Below are 16,813 nucleotides of genomic sequence, written 5' to 3'. Positions count from 1 at the left end.
CATTTCCCCTTGAGGCATGCCGCATGAGCAATTCCGCGAGACCGGACGGCGGACGCGCGGCCCTGGCAGGCTTCGTCACGAACCGCCTCGGGCGCAACGCCAACCGGACGGCTCCCGCCCGTCCGGCGCAGCGCCCCTCGGGTGACCCCTCCGTACAGAACTTCGAGTCGCTGCCGGGCTACCGGGAACTGCGCCTCCAGCGCTCGGCCGCCGACCTGATCGGCCTCGGCAATCCGTTCTTCCGGGTGCACGAGACCAGGGCCGGCGCCACGACGCGCATCGCCGGCAAGTCCTTCGTCAACTTCTCGTCCTACGACTATCTCGGGCTGAACGGGCATCCGGACGTCAATGCGGCCGCCGCCCGCGCCATCGAGACCTACGGCACCTCGGCCTCCGCGAGCCGGATCGTGGCCGGCGAGCGCCCCGGGCACCTCTCCCTCGAGAAGGCCCTGGCCGATCACTACGACACCGAGGCCTGCGTGGTGATGGTGAGCGGACACGCCACCAACGTCACCACGATCGGCGCCCTGCTGGAGCCGGGCGACGTGATCTTCCACGACGCCCTCAGCCACAACAGCATCGTCACGGGTGCCCAGCTGTCGGGCGCGCAGCGTCGCTCGTTCTCCCACAACGACCTCGACGCCCTCGAGACGCTGCTCGGCGCCACGCGCCACGAGCATCGTCGGGCCCTGATCGTCGTGGAGGGCCTCTACAGCATGGACGGCGACGCGCCGGACCTCGCCGCCCTCATCGCGCTCAAGCAGCGCTACGACGCCTGGCTGATGGTCGACGACGCCCACGGGCTCGGCGTCCTCGGCCGCACCGGCATCGGCCTCGCCGAGCATTGCGACGTCGATCCGCGCGGGGTCGACATCTGGATGGGGACCCTCTCGAAGACGCTCTCGACCTGCGGCGGCTACGTCGCCGGACCGGCGCCGCTGATCGAGTACCTCAAGTGCACCGCCGGCGGCTTCATCTACAGCGTCGGCATCTCGCCGCCGCTCGCCGCCGCGGCCGAGACGGCGCTCAAGATCATGCATGCCGAGCCGCAGCGGGTGGAGCGCCTGCGCCAGAACGGTCACCTGTTCCTGTCCTGTGCGAAGAAGCACGGTCTCGACACGGGGACGAGCCTCGGCCTCGCGGTGATCCCGGTCATCGTCGGCGATTCCCTGAAGTCGGTGACGCTGTCGGACCGCCTCTACAAGCGCGGCATCAACGTGCAGCCGATCATCCACCCGGCGGTGCCGGAGCGGGCCTCGCGCCTGCGCTTCTTCATCACCTCGGAGCATACCCCGGAGCAGATCCGCGAGACCGTCGATGCCGTCGCGGAGGAACTCGCGGCCATCGAGAAGGGCGGCTCGCTGATCGAGCAGCTGATGGCCAAGCGCGGAAAGCCGTAGGGCCCGACGCGAACACCCGGGCCGCGTCCCGGGGGCGGACGCGAGGCGCGGTGGAGAGACCCACCCGCCATCCATCGATATGCATCCTGTCGAGGCACCGGCGTCCTGCGCCGGTGCTTTTTTGCGCCTGTCCCACGAATGCGGCGGATTGCCCTCGACCCCTGAGCAGGCGACACTGGCCTCGCTATCTGTGTCTCATCGCAACCGGAACCCGGCCCGGAATGCGACGTTCGTCCTCAGCCCGTCGGTCAGGAGCCCGTCATGAGACAATCGACTGTCGCCTCCATCGCGCGACGTCTGATCAAAACCGTTGCCGAGGCCAGCCGCTCGCTGATCGGTGCGATCCTCGAAGGTCCGATGCCCGCGCCTCAGCCCGTTCCGGTGCGCGTGCGCGCCGACCGTCGCCGCTGAACCCGCCAGATGCGGCGCCGCTCAGGCGCCCATCACGGTATCGAACAGAAGCTTCACGTTCAGCACGACGATGACGGTCGCGATGGCCCAGGACAGGATCCTCAGCCAGGGCGGGATCGCGTGGACGCCCATCTTGCGCTTGTCCGAGACGAACCCGACCAGCGGGATCACGGCGAACGGGAGCTGCATCGACAGCACCACCTGGCTGAGCACGAGCAGCTTCGCCGTGCCCTGCTCCCCGTAGAGCGCCGTCACCCCGACCACCGGCACGATCGCGATGGCGCGGGTGATCAGGCGCCGCGCCCAATCCGGGATGTGCAGGCGTAGGAAGCCCTCCATCACGATCTGCCCGGCCAGTGTCGCGGTCACGGTGGAGTTGAGGCCCGAGGCCAGCAGAGCCACCGCGAACAGCGTCGAGGCGATGCCGGCTCCGAGCAGGGGCGAGAGCAACTCGTAGGCCTGTTCGATCTCCTGCACGTCGGTGCGTCCCTGCGTGTGGAACACCGAGGCGGCCATGATCAGGATCGCGGCGTTCACGAACAGGGCGAGCATCAGCGCGATCGTCGAGTCTGTCACCGCGAAGCGGATCGCCCCACGCCGGCCCGCCTCGGTGCGCGGATAGGCGCGCGTCTGCACGATCGACGAATGCAGGTAGAGATTGTGCGGCATCACGGTGGCGCCGATGATGCCGATGGCGATGTAGAGCGCGGCCGGGTTCCGCACGATCTCGGCGGAGGGAAGGAAGCCGCCGAGCACCGCCTGGATCGGCGGCGCGGCCAGGGCGATCTGGATGCCGAAGCTCACGAAGATCACCAGCAGCAGAGCGATGACGAAGGCTTCCAGGGCACGGAAGCCCCGTCGCATCAGGAGCAGGATGAGGAAGACGTCGAGCGCCGTGAGCGTGGCGCCGACGACCAGGGGCAGGCCGAACAGGAGCTTGAGGGCGATCGCGGTGCCGATGACCTCGGCGAGGTCGCAGGCGATGATCGCGGCCTCGCAGGCGATCCACAGGACGAGACTGACGGGCCGCGGATAGTGGTCGCGGCAGGCCTGGGCGAGATCACGCCCCGTGGCGATCCCGAGCCGGGCGGACAGGGCCTGCAGCACGATGGCCATCAGGTTCGAGAGCAGGATGACCGACAGCAGCGTGTAGCCGAACTGTGCCCCGCCCGCGATGTCGGTGGCCCAGTTGCCCGGGTCCATGTAGCCGACCGAGACCATGTAGCCGGGGCCGATGAAGGCCAGGAGGCGGCGCAGCCAGGTCCCGTCGGCCTGGACGGGGACGCTTCCGTTCATGCGCCCGAGGCTGGGCTGGGCGTGCGTCTCCTGGCTGAAGCGCCAAGCCCCTTCCGCGGACGAGGTCTTCTGCGCCGAGACGGGACCCGGCGTCGTAGCGTGTTCGTGTCGAGCCATGCCTGCGCGTGTTTCCGACGAAGGAAGAACCGGTCGCCGCGGGGCGACCCCCCGCGTTATAGCAGGGGCTATAATAAGAGCAAACGGCTAAGTTCGTCGGCGTCCGTCGTTAGGTCGGCTTCGGCGCGTGCTCAGGAGGCCAGGGATTGCAGACTGCGATCGATGTCCGCCACGCCGTGGGCAGCGGTCTGCATGCTCATCGAGATCTCGTTGGTCACGGCGCTCTGCTCTTCCACCGCCGAGGACACGCCCGTGACGAAGCCCCGGACGGCGTCGATCGATTGGCCGATCGCGGTCAGGGTGGCGACCACGTCGCCCGAGACCGCCTGCATCGTCTTGATGTCCTCGGCGATGCGGGCTGTGGCGTTCGTGACCTGGTTGGACAGGTTCTTCACTTCGCCGGCCACCACGGCGAAGCCGCGGCCCGCCTCCCCGGCCCGGGCGGCTTCGATGGTCGCGTTGAGCGCCAGCAGGTTGATCTGCGCTCCGACGCCCTGGATGAGCTGGACGATGCCGTTCATCGACGTGGCCGCGCCCGCGAGTTCGCCGGTGGATCTTTCCGCCCGCTGCGCGCGCAGGTCCATCTCGTCGACCTCGTGGCGCGATCGGGCCAGGCTGCTGGCGATCTCACTGATCGAGGCGTTCAGCTCCTCGGCCGCCGCCGCGACGGTCTGGACGTTGACCAGGGTCTGGGACGAGGCGCCGGCGGCCCCGATCTGCGAGCGCATGCGGGTCGTGATGTCGGTGGCGTACTTCACCACCTTGAACGGCTTGCCGCTCGTGTCGAAGATCGGATTGTAGGAAGCCTGGATCCAGATCGCGCGTCCACCCGCGCCGACGCGCTGATAGATGCCGGACTGGAACTCGCCCCGGCGCAGGGCCGCCCAGAAGGCCTGATACGCGGACGAGGCGCCGTAGGACGGATCCACGAACATGCGATGGTGCTGCCCCCGGATCTGGTCGAGGGGATAGCCCAGCACCGACAGGAAGTTCGCGTTGGCGTCGAGGACATGCCCCGCGAGGTCGAAGTGGATCACCCCCTGCGAGCGTCCGATCGCCTCGACCTGCCCCCGCAATTCCGCATTGCGCAGTTTCTCGGCGGTGATGTCGGTGGCGAACTTCATTACCTTGATGGGACGTCCCGCCGGATCGAGAATCGGGTTGTAGGTCGCCTGGAGCCAGATCTCGCGGCCGTCCTTGCCGACGCGGCGGAATTCGCCGCTCTGGAACGCGCCCTGCGCGAGCCCTGCCCAGAAGGCGCGGTAGCCCGCGCTGTCCCGCTCGGGCTGATCGACGAACATGCGGTGGTGCCGGCCCTTCACCTCGTCCAGGCCGTACCCGACCACGCCCAGGAAATTCCGGTTGGCGGTGAGGATCGTCCCGTCGAGATCGAATGCGATCACCCCCTGCGACCGGTCGATCGCCTCGATCTGGCTCAGGGTATCGGCGCTGCGCAGCTTCTCGGCGCTGATGTCCGTGGCGAACTTGACGACCCCGATCGTGCGGCCGTCCCGGCCCTGGATAGGGTTGTAGGTCGCCTGCAGCCAGATCTCGCGACCGCCCTTGCCGATCCGCCGGTACTCGGCGCGCTGGAACTCGCCCCTGGCCAGGGCCGCCCAGAAGGCTCCGTAGGCCAGGCTCTCGCGATCCGCCGGATCGACGAACATCCGGTGGTGCTGACCCCGGATCTCCGCCAGTGTGTAGCCCACGGTCCGCAGGAAATTCTCGTTCGCCGTGACGATCGTTCCGTCGGGAAGGAATTCGATCACCGCCTGGGACCGATCCAGCGCCTGAAGCTTCGCGGTGGTGCGCGAATTGAAGAACGTCATCGGCGGTATCCCTGGAGGTGAGGCGTTCCACTGCCATTCGGACACGTCAGCGCCGCCCGGTGGACCGCGAGACCGGTCCGGCCACTGGTGAAGGAGGGGGCTCGCGTTTCCACAGGCGGATTGTGCTGTCGATCCGACCGTCCGACGCGCTCGACTTCCTCGAAGCCTGTCGTGCCTTTGACCGTCACGGCTGCGGCTGACTTTCTTGCTTGGTTGTATTGCTTGTGACAGAAAGAGTTTAAACCATCCTTAAAACCCGATAACATCTCTGTGATCAGGCGCCGTGATTGGTAGTCCTGATGAATACCATAGATGAAGATCAGTCGTGCACCTCCTGCCGATGGTCGAGGCGCAACCCGTACCCTTTGCCAATAGTGATCCGCTCAGCCCCGCCGCGTTGCTCAGTCGCTCCGCCTCCGATCTTTGGACACGTGATGGCTCGCGCGGCGCGCAGGATCAGGGCTCGATCGGAGACTGATATTCGCAGAGCTTTTCGGGAGGCTGGACTGCCCTTCGCCAGTGTCGGTTTCGGGCGGTATGGCTGTCCCCCGAGGTCGGCGGGATGAAGTCAGGAACCTCTTCGGAGCGATACCGGTCGCCTTCCCGTGCGGGATGGGCGTGGGTTCGGGTGAGAGGCGGCCGGCGGGCGCGATCCGACCGGGGGTCGCCCCGGGTCATCGACGGCCGCTGGATGCCGTTCGTCTCGGTTGTTTGCCGCCGTTGCGCCGGGTCCGCGATGATGTGTACCTGACGAGGCTGCAGCCGACCGGTGATGCGGCCAGGATCGTCGAGGCGACGCAAGCGGAGCCGGCAGGTATGAATTGGCAGCGTCTCGCCCCGGCCGGCACCCGTCAGCAGATGGTGGTGACGGCGCTCGCCGGCCTCCTGCTCGGGCTCGGCGGGGTCACGGCCGGCACGACGATCGTCAAGGCGTCCGAGCGGGGCGGCCTGTTCGATTTCCTGGAGACGATCTTTCGCGGCCCGGAACCGGCCCCGACGGTGACGATGCCCGCGCGACGCCCGGCGCATTACGCCTCGCTGCCCGATGCCCGCCGGGTCACCGCGGCGCGGACGATCCGGCAGACGCCGAGGCCCGTCGTCGAGGTGACGGCCCGACCGGCCCGGGTCCGGCGCCCCAGGGGAGCGGCGCCGCTGACACGGGTGGCGCTCGCTCCGGAGGCCGGCGGCCGCCCGGCGCTGACGGGCGCGCGCACCGTCTGCGTGCGGTCCTGCGACGGCTACGTCTTCCCCCTCGGTCGCCTCGGCGCCCGCTCCGACCTGCCGGTCCACGAGGCCGCCTGCGCGGCCGCCTGCCCGAACACGCCGACGCGCCTGTTCACCCTGGGCTCCGGCGAGATGGAACTCGACCGCGCCGTCGGCCTCGACGGGCAGCCCTATCGCAGCCTCGCGGTGGCCAACCTGTATCGGACGAAGCGGGTGGAGCATTGCAGCTGCCAGCCCGAGCAGGGTGTCGCCGCGCCGCTGCCGATCCTGCAGGACATGACCGTGCGCGCCGGCGACGTCGTCGCCACCGAGGCGAGCGCCGCCGTCGTCACGCCGGTTCGCTCCGGTGGCTTCGGCGTGGTCGACTTCCGCGAGGCCCGGGGCCTGTCGCGCCGGGCGCGGCGCGACATCGACGCCAAGGTCGATGTGGTCCGCCGCGAAGCCGATGCCAGGGCCTTCCGCCGGGAGCTTCGCAACGCAGACCGCCCGAACCGCGTGCGGGTCGCGGCGTCCGGCGGCTTCGAATCCGTGGCGCCGCCGATCGAGGTCGAGCCGCGTTTCGTCGCGGTACGGGCCCCGACGCGCGTCGTGATGGCATCGCCCTTCGTCTACTGAGGCGGCCGCCCGCCCGACGGCGTGCGTTGTCCCCGGTCCGGCGATGGCGTACGGCCGGGGCCGGTCCCACGCGGTCAGGAGCCGGCATGAGCGAGACGCAGTCCGACCCCGTCTTCGACGGCGCGTTGCCTCCGAGCGGCGAAACGGTGCGGCTCTCGCCCCTGGTCCGGCGACGGATCGCGCCGAACGGCGGTCCGTTCACGGCCACCGGGACCTGCAGCTACATCGTCGGACAGGAGGCCGTCGCCGTCATCGATCCGGGCCCGGCGGACGAGGGGCACATCGCGGCGCTCGTCGAGGCCTGCGCGGGTGCCGTCGTCTCCGCCATCCTGGTCACCCATACGCACCGGGACCACTCGCCGGGTGCCCGCCTGCTTCGGGCGCGCACGGGGGCACCGATCATCGGCTGCGGGCCGCACAGGGCGGCACGCGACCTCTCGGAGGGCGAGATTCCCCATCTCGATGCCAGTGCCGACCGCGATCACCGCCCCGACCGCCACCTGCGCGGCGGCGAGACCGTCACGGGTCCGGGCTGGACCCTGGAGGCCCTGGAGACCCCCGGGCATACCATGAACCACCTCGCCTTCTCGCTGCGGGAGGAGGCGGCCCTGTTCTCCGGCGATCACGTCATGGCCTGGTCGACCACCATCGTGGCGCCCCCCGACGGGGCGATGCGCGCCTACATGGATTCCCTCGAGGCCCTGCGCGACCGCGACGAGACGATCTACTGGCCCGGCCACGGCGGTCCGGTCCGCGATCCCCGCCGCTTCGTGCGCGGCCTCGCCACCCATCGGCGCCAGCGCGAGAACGCGATCCGCAGCCGTGTGGAGGCGGGCGACCGCGACATCCGCGCCATCGTCGCGGCGATCTACCAGGGCCTGAACCCGGCCCTGCACGGCGCGGCCGCCCTGTCGGTCTTCGCCCACCTGGAGGATCTGGTCGAGCGCGGGATCGTGCGCAGCGACGGCCCGGCCCGGCTCGACGGCCGCTACGCGCCGGCCTGATCTCCGGTCACTTCACCGCGATGGCGAGGTTGGCGACCTCGTCGAGATAGGCCCGGATGCGGTCGGCATTGTTGCCGAGATCCCGGGTGCCGAGGCGCGAGGCCGAGCGTACGTCGATGCGGGCCCCGTCCGCCCGCGGATGGACGCGCACGGTGACGTCGTCGGCGAGGTTCAGGATCGGGCCGCGCGAGACCGCCTCGATCCGCCCGTTGCCGATGCGGCCGCCGGGGCGGATCGCCTCGACGATCTGCCAGCGCCGGTTCACCGCCGCCTTGCGGGCGAGCTCGAAGGCCTCGTCGGCGTCGAGATCGAGGGTGAGCGGGGCGATCTGCGGGTAGGCGGCGCGCTGGGCGGCCCGCGCGGCGGGGCCGGGATCGGGCGGATAGCGCCCCTCTCGCGCCGCGAAGGCCACGCGCGAGCGCGAGAAGGCCGGCGGGTTCTCGGTGTCGGTGGTCACGTCCGCGATCGCCGGGAGCCGCAGGCCGCGCAGGGCCGCGAAGGCCGGATAGGCGAGGACGAGGCTCGCCAGGAACAGCCCCGCCAGGGCCGCGCCGAGGCCCCGCGCGCCCTCGCGCCAGACCTGGACGAAGGCGACCAGGGCGATCAGCACCGCGAGTCCCGCCAGCACGAGGCCGGCGCCGAGGGTCGCCAGGGCCGGACCGGCCTCGGCGCGGGGATCGCGCACCAGAACCAGGGCGAAGAGGCTGACGAGGACGGCCAGGACCGCGACGGTCCGCGAAACCGGGCCCGCGCGGGTGACGGGATCTTCATAGGGCAGACGACGCATGCTGTGACGAGATTCGCTGTCTGGAAGATCCGCGGGGCCGTGGGAGGGAAGCTTTACCGGGCCCCGCCCCGCGGCGCCACCCGGGCCATGCGTCGCGCAGCTTCCGGGGGACGCGGTCCGTCTGCTATAGCCCCGCGACGATGCCCGCGCCCCCGCCCTCCCCGATTCCCGCCGAGGCCGCCGATCCGTTGCGGGTCTGGTTCCGCTTCATCCGCCTCAATCGCCGGGTCACCGCGGCGATGGCCGGGGAACTGCGCGGACTGGGCTTGTCCATTCCGCAGTTCGATGCGCTCTCCACCCTCACCGAGCGGGAGGGAATGACGCAGCAGGACCTGGCGGAACGGCTCTACGTCACGAAAGGCAACGTCTCCGGCCTGATCGACCGCCTGGTCGAGGCGGGCCTCGTGGAGCGTCGTCCGATCCCGGGGGACCGGCGCTCGCATGCCCTCTACCTGACGGCCGCCGGGGCCGACCTGGCGACCCGCGGGATCGTCGCTCAGAAGGCCTACGTGGCCCGCACCCTGGGCCAGTTGCCGGCCGGGGACATCGCGGATTTCGAGCGCCTCGTCCTCAAGTGGCGCGATCTGGCGCGCGAGCAGGCCGCCCCGGGCGGAACGGATTAGAGCATTTTGAAGCGAGGTGGATGCCGGCTCGCGTGAAGACAATGCGACCACGCAATCAGAGAAAGCATGTCCGGTGATCCAGGGATCACCGGACATGCTTTAGAGACCGAGCAGCGCCGGCAGGTCCGCGGCCGAATCCAGGATATGGTCGGCCAGCGGCGCCATCTCGGCGCGGGCCGCCGGACCGAGGGGGCCGCTCAGGACCGCGATCGAGATCGCTCCGGCGGCCCGGGCCGCCACGAGGTCGTAGGGCGAATCCCCGACCATCGCGATGCGGTCCGCCGGGACCGCGAGATGGTCGGCGAAGGCCTGGACCATGCCGGGTTCCGGCTTCGATCCATGCCCGGAATCATAGCCCACCACGAAGCCGCAATGGCGACCCAGGCCGAGGGCCGCGCATTGTGCCCGGGCCGAGGCCTCGGCGTCGTTGGTGGCGATGCCGAGGGCGTAGCCGGCGGCGGCGAGACGCGCGGCGAGATCGGCCGGCGTTCCGATCGGGGTCAGCGCGACCAGGCCCGCTGCCCGGAACAGCGCATCCATCTCCCGGTAGAGCGCCGGGCCTGCGGGGCGATCCAGCACCTCGGCCCAGAGCGGGCCGTAGCCCGCCGAGGAGCCGGCGATGAGGGGCGAGGTCGGCGCGAAGCGCTGCCCGGCCTCGTCGTAGTGGCTCACCCGCATCAGGGCCTCCAGGCGAGCCCGATCGCCGCCCGACAGGTCGGACATCACCGAATAGGCCGCCGGGCCCCAGGTGCGGTCGAAGTCGACGAGGGTGCCGTCCTTGTCGAACAGGATGCCGCGGATCGCGCGTCCGAGGGGCTCAGGCCGCATCACGGACCTTCTCGACCTCGATGACGACGCCCTGCGGCGTCATGCGCTCGCGCGCCACCATCCGGTCGCCGGGCTCGAAGACGCCGAGGGCGACGTCGCGGTCGGGCAGGACCACGGTGGTGGTCTTGTTGAGGTGGACGAGGACGTGGCGCTTCTGGGCCAGGGACGAGGCCGCCCAGCGCTTCAACTGGCCGTAATAGGGTTCGCGCCGCCAGGCGTTCGGCTGGCCCGGATCGACCTGCACGTTCATGTGGCGCGAGACGGGATCGAGGCTCAGCACCAGCTTGGCGCGCTCGGGCTTCCATTCCGGGCCGAGCCAGGCTTCCGTCATCCAGAGGCAGTGGAAGGCGCGGCAATGGTCGGGCCGCGTCGCATGGATGGCGCAGCCCCTACCCTGCTTCGTGTGCCGGCACCATTGCCCGGCGACGGAATCCACCGCCGGCACGTCGTAGACCTTGCAGCAGAGGGTGCAGGTTCCGCAGGCGCGGCCCGGGGCCGGGTGGGCCACGATGGTTGCGGGGTCGAGCATGGCTTCGGGTCCGGTTGCGACGTCGCGCGGGTTTATACCGGGGGCGCCCCTCGTTACAGTCGCGCACCCATGTCGGCCATCGGCCAACCGTCAGGCAAAAATATGCTCTCGAACCTCGCGACCCGCGACGTCGAAACCCTGATCCACCCCTACACCAACCTGGAGACCTTCCGCGAGACGGGCCCGCTGGTGATCGAGCGCGGACACGGGGTCTGGGTCTATGACAGCGACGGCCGGCCCTATCTCGAGGGCATGGCGGGCCTGTGGTGCACGGCGCTCGGCTATTCCAACGAGGAACTGGTGGAGGCGGCCAGCGAGCAGATGGCGCGCCTGCCCTTCACCCACCTGTTCTCGGGGCGCAGCCACGATCCCGCGATCGAACTCGCCGAGACCCTGAAGGAGCTGATGCCGGTTCCGACCTCGAAAATCTTCTTCACCTCCTCGGGCTCGGAGGCCAACGACACGCAGGTCAAGCTGACCTGGTACATGAACAACGCGCTGGGCCGGCCGCGCAAGAAGAAGATCCTCTCGCACATCAAGGGCTATCACGGCGTCACCGTGGCCACGGCGTCGATGACGGGCCTGCCGGCCAACCACGCCGACTGGGATCTGCCCCTGCCGGGCTTCCTGCATGTGGGCTGCCCGCACCATTACCGCTTCGGGCAGGAGGGCGAGAGCGAGGAAGCCTTCACCACGCGGCTCGCTGTGGAACTGGAGGCGGTGATCCTGCGCGAGGGCCCCGAGACCGTGGCGGCCTTCGTGGCCGAGCCGGTGCTGGGGGCCGGGGGCGCCATCCTGCCGCCTGCGGGCTATTACGCCAAGATCCAGGCCGTGCTCGACCGGCACGACGTGCGCTTCATCGCCGACGAGGTGATCTGCGGCTTCGGGCGGCTCGGCACCTGGTTCGGGTCGGAGGCGATGGGCATGCGGCCGGACAGCCTGTCCTTCGCCAAGGCCCTGACGTCCGGGTACCTGCCGCTGGGCGGCGTCTCGGTGGACGAGCCGCTCTATCGTCTCATGGTGCAGCAGAGCGCCAAGCTCGGCACCTTCGGCCACGGCACCACCTATTCCGGGCATCCCGTGGCCTGCGCCGTCGCCCTCAAGACCATCGCGATCTACAAGCGCGACGGCATCATCGCGGGCGTCGCCGAGAAGGCGCCCCAGTTCCAGGCACGCCTCGCGGCTTTGGGCGACCACCCCCTCGTCGGGGAGGCCCGCGGCATCGGGCTCATCGGCGGCATCGAGCTCGTGGCGGACAAGGCGTCGCGGCGCCAGTACGAGCCGAAGGCCGGCGTGGCGGCGCGCGTGGTCGCCTTCGCGCAGGCCGAGGGGCTGATCGTGCGCTTCCTCGCCGGGGACCGCGTCGCGGTCTGCCCGCCCCTGGTGATCGCGCCGTCCGAGATCGACACGCTGTTCGACCGGCTGACGCGCGCCCTCGACCGCACCCTGGCCTGGATCTCGGAGCAGAAGCTGGAGGCGGCTCCGCTCGTCAGGCCCTAAGGATTAAGACAGCATCTCGAAGATGGTCTTCGCGATGCATCATGTCCTTCGCACTGCAATCGTGGCTCTGCTTAAGTGTTTCGCGGACGGGATTAAATCTCGCGCCGACGTCCGTCGAGAGATCGTGAGAGCCTTAAGCTTTCATTCAGGTACGACGCGGCTGTATGGTCCTCACGTCGTTCGATATGCGTCCGGGTGGAGCCTTTCGGTGCCCGTGAGACGTGCATGGCTCAAGATCAGGCACGAGAACCTGAGCGGGTCCGTCGAACACAACAGGACACCCGTCGCATGTACCCGCGCCAGCAGACCTCAAGCACCGCTCGACGTTCGGACCGTTCCACGATCATTGTCGATCACCAGGCCGAAACATTGCGGCCGGTGGCACTTCCGGCGCTCGCCGCTGCCGTACGGGTCGTCTCGACCGCGCAGAAAGCGACCCGCACGGGTCGCGTGAGCAGCCCGCGCTCCGCGCGCTTCGAGCACGAGGACACGCCCCTCGGCTGAAATCCCTGCTTCGGTTGTGTCGCGAGGCACAATTCCGCGGTTTTTCGTATTCCTTCCGCAACGTCTCGGCCCTATCCGTCGGCACGGGCGTCGCATGCTCCTCGATTTCGTCACCATTGACGGCGAGAGGAGCGTGCCGCGCCCGTCGCGCGACCGAGGAGCCTGACGATGCTGATCCTGCCGAGCCGCCGGCAGTTCCTGACCGGGCTCGGAGCGAGTGCGGGCGTCGTCGGGTCGACCGGCGTCTACGCGTTCGGCATCGAGCCGCTCTACCGCCTGGTCGTCACGCCCTACGCGCCCGTCCTGCCCAACTGGACGCCCGGCCTGAGCCTGCGTGTCGCCGTGCTGGCCGATTTCCACGTCGGCGAGCCGTTCATGCCGCTCGACCGGATCGCCGAGATCGTCGACACCACGAACGCGCTGAAGCCCGACCTGATCCTGATGCTCGGGGATTACCCGGCCGGGCCGAGCGTGACCTACCGGAAGATCCCCCTGACGGACTTCGCCCGCGTGGTCTCGGCGCTGCGCGCGCCGCTCGGCGTCTACTCGATCCTCGGCAACCACGACTGGTGGGACGACAAGCAGGCCCAGGCGCGCCTCGACGGGCCCGTGGCGGCGCAGCGGGCCCTCGAGGATGTCGGTATCCCCGTCCTGGAGAACGAGGCCCTGCGCCTCGAGAAGGACGGGAAGCCGTTCTGGATCGCCGGGGTCGGCGACCAGATCCCGTTCCTCCTGCGGGACATCGAATGGGGTCGTGACGATCTGCCGGGCACGCTCGCGAAGGTCACCGATGCCGCGCCGGTGCTCCTGATGATCCACGAGCCCGACCTGTTCATGCAGGTGCCGGCGCGGGTGGCCCTGACGCTGGCCGGCCATACCCACGGCGGACAGATCCGGATGTTCGGCTACTCGCCGGCGATCCCGTCGGTCCACGGCAACGACTTCGCCTACGGCCACGTGGTGCGGAAGGGCCGGCACATGATCGTCTCCGGCGGCTTCGGCGTCAGCCGCATCCCCGTGCGCCTGGGGGTGCCCCCCGAGATCGTCCTGCTGAATCTCGGAAGCCCGTCCGATCCGGCGGGCAAGACCGTCCAGGGCGCGGGGCTCGCCCACGGCTGAGGCCCGGGCCGGCACCGCATGCGGGATCGGCCCGCGGCGGCACCGGCGACGTCCTACTTCTTGCCGGCCTTCGGAGCGGCGATCACCATGCCCTTGGTCGAGGGCGCCGCCGCGATCGTCTTCGTCACGGGCTTCTTCGGCTTCTTCGCCTCGCGACTTCCACGCTTCTGTTCCGTCGCCATGCCATGTCTCCTCCCGGTGTGGGTGAGGGATCATGGCAGCCTTCCGGGAATAGGCCACCGGAATGTTTTGCAACGCCCGGCCCGGCGGGGTGCCGGGCCGGGCTCCGGCCTCAGAGCGGGATGTTGTCGTGCTTCTTCCAGGGCTGCTCCATCTCCTTGGTGCGCAGCATGCTGAGCGCCCGGGCGATGCGCTTGCGGGTGGAGTGCGGCATGATCACCTCGTCGATGTAGCCCCGCTCGGCGGCCACGAAGGGCGACAGGAAGCGGTCCTCGTACTCGCCGGTGCGCTCGGCGATCTTCTCGGCATCGCCGATCTCGCTGCGGAAGATGATCTCCACCGCGCCCTTGGCGCCCATCACGGCGATCTGCGCGGTCGGCCAGGCGTAGTTGAGGTCGGCGCCCACGTGCTTGGAGGCCATCACGTCGTAGGCCCCGCCGAAGGCCTTGCGGGTGATGATGGTGACGAGCGGCACGGTCGCTTGACTGTAGGCGAAGAGCAGCTTGGCGCCGTGCTTGATCAGGCCGCCATATTCCTGCGCGGTGCCCGGCAGGAAGCCCGGCACGTCCACGAAGGTGACGATCGGGATCGAGAAGGCGTCGCAGAAGCGCACGAAGCGGGCCGCCTTGCGGGAGGCGTCCGAGTCGAGCACGCCGGCCAGCACCATCGGCTGGTTGGCGACGAACCCGACGGTGCGGCCCTCGATGCGCCCGAAGCCCGTCATGATGTTGCGGGCATAGGTCGCCTGGATCTCGAAGAAATCGCCCTCGTCGGCCACGCGCCGGATCAGCTCGCCCATGTCGTAGGGCTTGTTGGGATTGTCCGGGATCAGCGTGTCGAGGCTCATGTCGAGGCGCAGGGGATCGTCGAAGCTCTCGATCTCCGGCACGCCGTCGATGTTGTTGGCGGGTAGGAAGTCGAGCAGCCGACGGATCTGCAGGATCGCCTCGACGTCGTTCTCGAAGGAGCCGTCGGCGATGGAGGACTTGGTGGTGTGGACCTTGGCGCCGCCGAGTTCTTCCGCCGTCACGACCTCGTTGGTCACGGTCTTCACCACGTCGGGGCCGGTGACGAACATGTAGCTCGTGTCGCGCACCATGAAGATGAAGTCGGTCATGGCCGGCGAGTAGACGTCGCCGCCCGCGCAGGGGCCCATGATCACCGAGATCTGCGGGATCACGCCCGAGGCCGCGACGTTGCGGCGGAAGACCTCGCCGTAGCCGCCGAGCGCCGCGACGCCCTCCTGGATGCGGGCGCCGCCGGCATCGAAGATGCCGATGATCGGCGCGCGCATCTTCAGCGCCATGTCCTGGACCTTGACGATCTTGGCCGCGTGCGCCTCGGAGAGCGAGCCGCCGAACACCGTGAAGTCCTTCGAGAACAGGAACACGGTGCGGCCGTTGATGGTGCCCCAGCCCGTGACCACGCCGTCGCCGGGGATCTTCTGCTTCTCCATGCCGAAATCGGTGGAGCGGTGCTGGACGAACATGTCGAACTCTTCGAACGACCCGTGGTCGAGGAGGAGCTCGATGCGCTCGCGCGCCGTCAGCTTCCCGCGCTTGTGCTGGGCGACGACGCGGTTCTCGCCGCCGCCGAGGCGGGCCTGGGCGCGCCGCTCTTCCAGCTTCTCGAGAATGTCCTTCATGGGGGTGCGCCTCGTGGCTTGTGCTGGCGTTTCCGGCCACGAGCCGCCAGCCCCTCTCGCGGCGAGCTTGGCGGTCGGCCTCGATCGGCCATAGCACAGGGATTTCGCCACGAAAATCAATCGTTGGTCGTGCGCGGAGCCGTTCAGGTGGAGGTCGGAGCGAGGGAGCGGGAGGCCGCCGAGGCGCCGCCGGCCGATCGCGACGTCCGGCCCACGAGGCGGGCGCTCGCGACGGCGGCGCACGCGAGCAGGACGCCGGCAGCGACATCGACGAAGTAGTGGCCCCCGTCGATCGGGGTCGCGGCGATCAGCATCGCGTTCAGCGCCAGGCCGGGCCAGCGGGTGAGCCGGGACAGCCAGAAGTAGCGGATGAACACGACTCCGAGCGCCGCGTGAAAGCTCGGGAACGTGATGATGCCCTCGACCTGGTCGAGGGCGATGACCCGGAGCGTCCCATCGCGCAGGCCCGAGAGAGGAGCGAGATGAACGTAGGCGGCGGCCGGCTGCAGGCCGGGAAAATCCTCCGGCGCCAGCCCGAGATGCACGAACATCGCCATCGCGGGCATGAAGCCGGAGACGAGGACGGCGACCAGCCCGGCGATCACGAAGGCCAGCACGAACTCCTGCAGCGCGGCCAGCCGGCCGCTGAAACCGAGCACGATCACCAGGAGGATCGTCTGCGGCATCAGGCTCCGATAGGCCAGCGACAGGACGAGCCCGAGCTCCGGGCGATCGTTCAGGGCCCGCAGGTAGGCCAGCCAGTCGAGGCCGAGCGAGCGGTCGAGGGCGAGGAAGCTCTCGTCCCAGAGCGGACCGCCCCCGGCCGCCACGGCGTAGGACAACAGGCCGGCGCAGGCGCTGAAGGCGATGACCTGCGCGAGGCAGGTCAGGGTCGCGGCCAGGCGCGGCTCCGGCCGACGGGTCGCGTAGAACGTGGCCAGGAGTTCGATCCCGGCGCAGCCGAGAGCGGGGGGCAGCGCGCTCGCGAGATCGAGGGCGAGGCCCGCCGCGCGCATCCAGGCTGCGGTGAGGATCGCGCAGGCCAGGATCGCGAGCCAGAGGCGCGCGCGCATCGACCGGGGAACGGGCGGCACCCAGCTCCGCCGTGGGACTGCGCCTTCCTCGTTCTGCCCGGACATCGCGCGTCGCTCTCGTGTCCGGAGCGGCGTAGCATCGGGGGACTTAACGGATTCCGTGCGGGT

16 protein-coding genes are annotated in these 16,813 nt (G+C 69.6%); 8 read left to right on the top strand and 8 right to left on the bottom strand.

Annotated features, from left to right (window positions below; all coding sequences use genetic code 11):
* Positions 1-23 precede the first annotated feature (23 nt).
* Positions 24-1,400 carry an aminotransferase class I/II-fold pyridoxal phosphate-dependent enzyme gene (locus ACXJY8_RS04695; protein WP_463776638.1) on the top strand — a complete coding sequence of 459 codons (1,377 nt, stop codon included), beginning with the start codon at positions 24-26 and terminating at the stop codon, positions 1,398-1,400.
* Positions 1,401-1,661: 261 nt separating this feature from the next.
* On the top strand, positions 1,662-1,811 hold the full coding sequence (locus tag ACXJY8_RS04690) for a hypothetical protein (protein WP_181017336.1): 150 nt from the start codon (positions 1,662-1,664) through the stop codon (positions 1,809-1,811).
* A 21-nt stretch (positions 1,812-1,832) separates the two neighbouring features.
* Here ACXJY8_RS04690 and ACXJY8_RS04685 read toward each other — a convergent pair whose 3' ends face one another.
* Positions 1,833-3,224: an Nramp family divalent metal transporter gene (locus ACXJY8_RS04685; RefSeq protein ID WP_463776635.1), complete on the bottom strand. Its 1,392-nt coding sequence runs from the start codon at positions 3,222-3,224 to the stop codon at positions 1,833-1,835.
* Positions 3,225-3,355: 131 nt separating this feature from the next.
* Entirely contained in the window at positions 3,356-5,053 is a 1,698-nt protein-coding gene (locus ACXJY8_RS04680; RefSeq protein WP_463776632.1) for a methyl-accepting chemotaxis protein, read from the bottom strand.
* A gap of 816 nt (positions 5,054-5,869) precedes the next feature.
* Here ACXJY8_RS04680 and ACXJY8_RS04675 point away from each other — a divergent pair.
* Both ACXJY8_RS04675 and ACXJY8_RS04670 read left to right on the top strand, forming a co-directional pair.
* The gene (locus ACXJY8_RS04675; RefSeq protein ID WP_463776627.1) at positions 5,870-6,892 is read left to right on the top strand and encodes a DUF2865 domain-containing protein; all 1,023 of its coding nucleotides are present in this window, start codon (positions 5,870-5,872) and stop codon (positions 6,890-6,892) included.
* An 86-nt stretch (positions 6,893-6,978) separates the two neighbouring features.
* On the top strand, positions 6,979-7,896 hold the full coding sequence (locus tag ACXJY8_RS04670) for an MBL fold metallo-hydrolase (protein ID WP_463776622.1): 918 nt from the start codon (positions 6,979-6,981) through the stop codon (positions 7,894-7,896).
* A gap of 7 nt (positions 7,897-7,903) precedes the next feature.
* Here ACXJY8_RS04670 and ACXJY8_RS04665 read toward each other — a convergent pair whose 3' ends face one another.
* A complete protein-coding gene (locus ACXJY8_RS04665) occupies positions 7,904-8,683 on the bottom strand; it encodes a DUF1499 domain-containing protein (RefSeq protein ID WP_463776617.1) in 780 nt (259 codons plus the stop codon).
* 140 nt (positions 8,684-8,823) lie between these two features.
* On the opposite strand from ACXJY8_RS04665, the gene ACXJY8_RS04660 reads away from it, so the two are divergent.
* Positions 8,824-9,306 carry a MarR family winged helix-turn-helix transcriptional regulator gene (locus ACXJY8_RS04660; RefSeq protein WP_463776613.1) on the top strand — a complete coding sequence of 161 codons (483 nt, stop codon included), beginning with the start codon at positions 8,824-8,826 and terminating at the stop codon, positions 9,304-9,306.
* 99 nt (positions 9,307-9,405) lie between these two features.
* On the opposite strand, the gene ACXJY8_RS04655 is transcribed toward ACXJY8_RS04660, so the two are convergent.
* On the bottom strand, positions 9,406-10,134 hold the full coding sequence (locus ACXJY8_RS04655; protein WP_463776609.1) for an HAD family hydrolase: 729 nt from the start codon (positions 10,132-10,134) through the stop codon (positions 9,406-9,408).
* Positions 10,124-10,663, bottom strand: a complete 540-nt coding sequence (locus ACXJY8_RS04650; RefSeq protein WP_463776606.1) for a hypothetical protein — start codon at positions 10,661-10,663, stop codon at positions 10,124-10,126. The genes ACXJY8_RS04655 and ACXJY8_RS04650 overlap by 11 nt, the downstream gene beginning before the upstream one ends.
* A gap of 102 nt (positions 10,664-10,765) precedes the next feature.
* Here ACXJY8_RS04650 and ACXJY8_RS04645 point away from each other — a divergent pair, with 102 nt between their 5' ends.
* The 3 genes from ACXJY8_RS04645 (at position 10,766) to ACXJY8_RS04635 (ending at position 13,786) form a co-directional block, all read left to right on the top strand.
* Entirely contained in the window at positions 10,766-12,163 is a 1,398-nt protein-coding gene (locus tag ACXJY8_RS04645) for an aminotransferase (protein ID WP_463776604.1), read from the top strand.
* A 288-nt stretch (positions 12,164-12,451) separates the two neighbouring features.
* Positions 12,452-12,667, top strand: a complete 216-nt coding sequence (locus ACXJY8_RS04640) for a hypothetical protein (RefSeq protein WP_463776601.1) — start codon at positions 12,452-12,454, stop codon at positions 12,665-12,667.
* A 168-nt stretch (positions 12,668-12,835) separates the two neighbouring features.
* Entirely contained in the window at positions 12,836-13,786 is a 951-nt protein-coding gene (locus ACXJY8_RS04635) for a metallophosphoesterase (RefSeq protein WP_463776597.1), read from the top strand.
* Between the two features lie 53 nt (positions 13,787-13,839).
* On the opposite strand, the gene ACXJY8_RS04630 is transcribed toward ACXJY8_RS04635, so the two are convergent.
* From ACXJY8_RS04630 to ACXJY8_RS04620, 3 genes are all read right to left on the bottom strand, one after another.
* Positions 13,840-13,968: a hypothetical protein gene (locus ACXJY8_RS04630; protein ID WP_463776593.1), complete on the bottom strand. Its 129-nt coding sequence runs from the start codon at positions 13,966-13,968 to the stop codon at positions 13,840-13,842.
* Between the two features lie 110 nt (positions 13,969-14,078).
* Positions 14,079-15,611 (bottom strand): acyl-CoA carboxylase subunit beta, encoded by a 1,533-nt coding sequence (locus ACXJY8_RS04625; RefSeq protein WP_108038747.1) that lies wholly within the window; start codon positions 15,609-15,611, stop codon positions 14,079-14,081.
* 143 nt (positions 15,612-15,754) lie between these two features.
* The gene (locus ACXJY8_RS04620; protein WP_463776588.1) at positions 15,755-16,684 is read right to left on the bottom strand and encodes a phosphatase PAP2 family protein; all 930 of its coding nucleotides are present in this window, start codon (positions 16,682-16,684) and stop codon (positions 15,755-15,757) included.
* Positions 16,685-16,813: the final 129 nt, after the last annotated feature.

This window comes from Methylobacterium sp. TK31, from assembly GCF_055361545.1.
This window is presented reverse-complemented; position numbering and strand designations above follow the sequence as displayed.

Excerpts from the sequence above, each read along its gene's own strand:
- ACXJY8_RS04695 (WP_463776638.1), top strand. The coding sequence starts at position 24 with ATGAGCAATTCCGCGAGACCGGACGGCGGACGCGCGGCCCTGGCAGGC.
- ACXJY8_RS04690 (WP_181017336.1), top strand. The coding sequence starts at position 1,662 with ATGAGACAATCGACTGTCGCCTCCATCGCGCGACGTCTGATCAAAACC.
- ACXJY8_RS04685 (WP_463776635.1), bottom strand. The coding sequence starts at position 3,224 with ATGGCTCGACACGAACACGCTACGACGCCGGGTCCCGTCTCGGCGCAG.
- ACXJY8_RS04680 (WP_463776632.1), bottom strand. The coding sequence starts at position 5,053 with ATGACGTTCTTCAATTCGCGCACCACCGCGAAGCTTCAGGCGCTGGAT.
- ACXJY8_RS04675 (WP_463776627.1), top strand. The coding sequence starts at position 5,870 with ATGAATTGGCAGCGTCTCGCCCCGGCCGGCACCCGTCAGCAGATGGTG.
- ACXJY8_RS04670 (WP_463776622.1), top strand. The coding sequence starts at position 6,979 with ATGAGCGAGACGCAGTCCGACCCCGTCTTCGACGGCGCGTTGCCTCCG.
- ACXJY8_RS04665 (WP_463776617.1), bottom strand. The coding sequence starts at position 8,683 with ATGCGTCGTCTGCCCTATGAAGATCCCGTCACCCGCGCGGGCCCGGTT.
- ACXJY8_RS04660 (WP_463776613.1), top strand. The coding sequence starts at position 8,824 with ATGCCCGCGCCCCCGCCCTCCCCGATTCCCGCCGAGGCCGCCGATCCG.
- ACXJY8_RS04655 (WP_463776609.1), bottom strand. The coding sequence starts at position 10,134 with ATGCGGCCTGAGCCCCTCGGACGCGCGATCCGCGGCATCCTGTTCGAC.
- ACXJY8_RS04650 (WP_463776606.1), bottom strand. The coding sequence starts at position 10,663 with ATGCTCGACCCCGCAACCATCGTGGCCCACCCGGCCCCGGGCCGCGCC.
- ACXJY8_RS04645 (WP_463776604.1), top strand. The coding sequence starts at position 10,766 with ATGCTCTCGAACCTCGCGACCCGCGACGTCGAAACCCTGATCCACCCC.
- ACXJY8_RS04640 (WP_463776601.1), top strand. The coding sequence starts at position 12,452 with ATGTACCCGCGCCAGCAGACCTCAAGCACCGCTCGACGTTCGGACCGT.
- ACXJY8_RS04635 (WP_463776597.1), top strand. The coding sequence starts at position 12,836 with ATGCTGATCCTGCCGAGCCGCCGGCAGTTCCTGACCGGGCTCGGAGCG.
- ACXJY8_RS04630 (WP_463776593.1), bottom strand. The coding sequence starts at position 13,968 with ATGGCGACGGAACAGAAGCGTGGAAGTCGCGAGGCGAAGAAGCCGAAG.
- ACXJY8_RS04625 (WP_108038747.1), bottom strand. The coding sequence starts at position 15,611 with ATGAAGGACATTCTCGAGAAGCTGGAAGAGCGGCGCGCCCAGGCCCGC.
- ACXJY8_RS04620 (WP_463776588.1), bottom strand. The coding sequence starts at position 16,684 with ATGCGCGCGCGCCTCTGGCTCGCGATCCTGGCCTGCGCGATCCTCACC.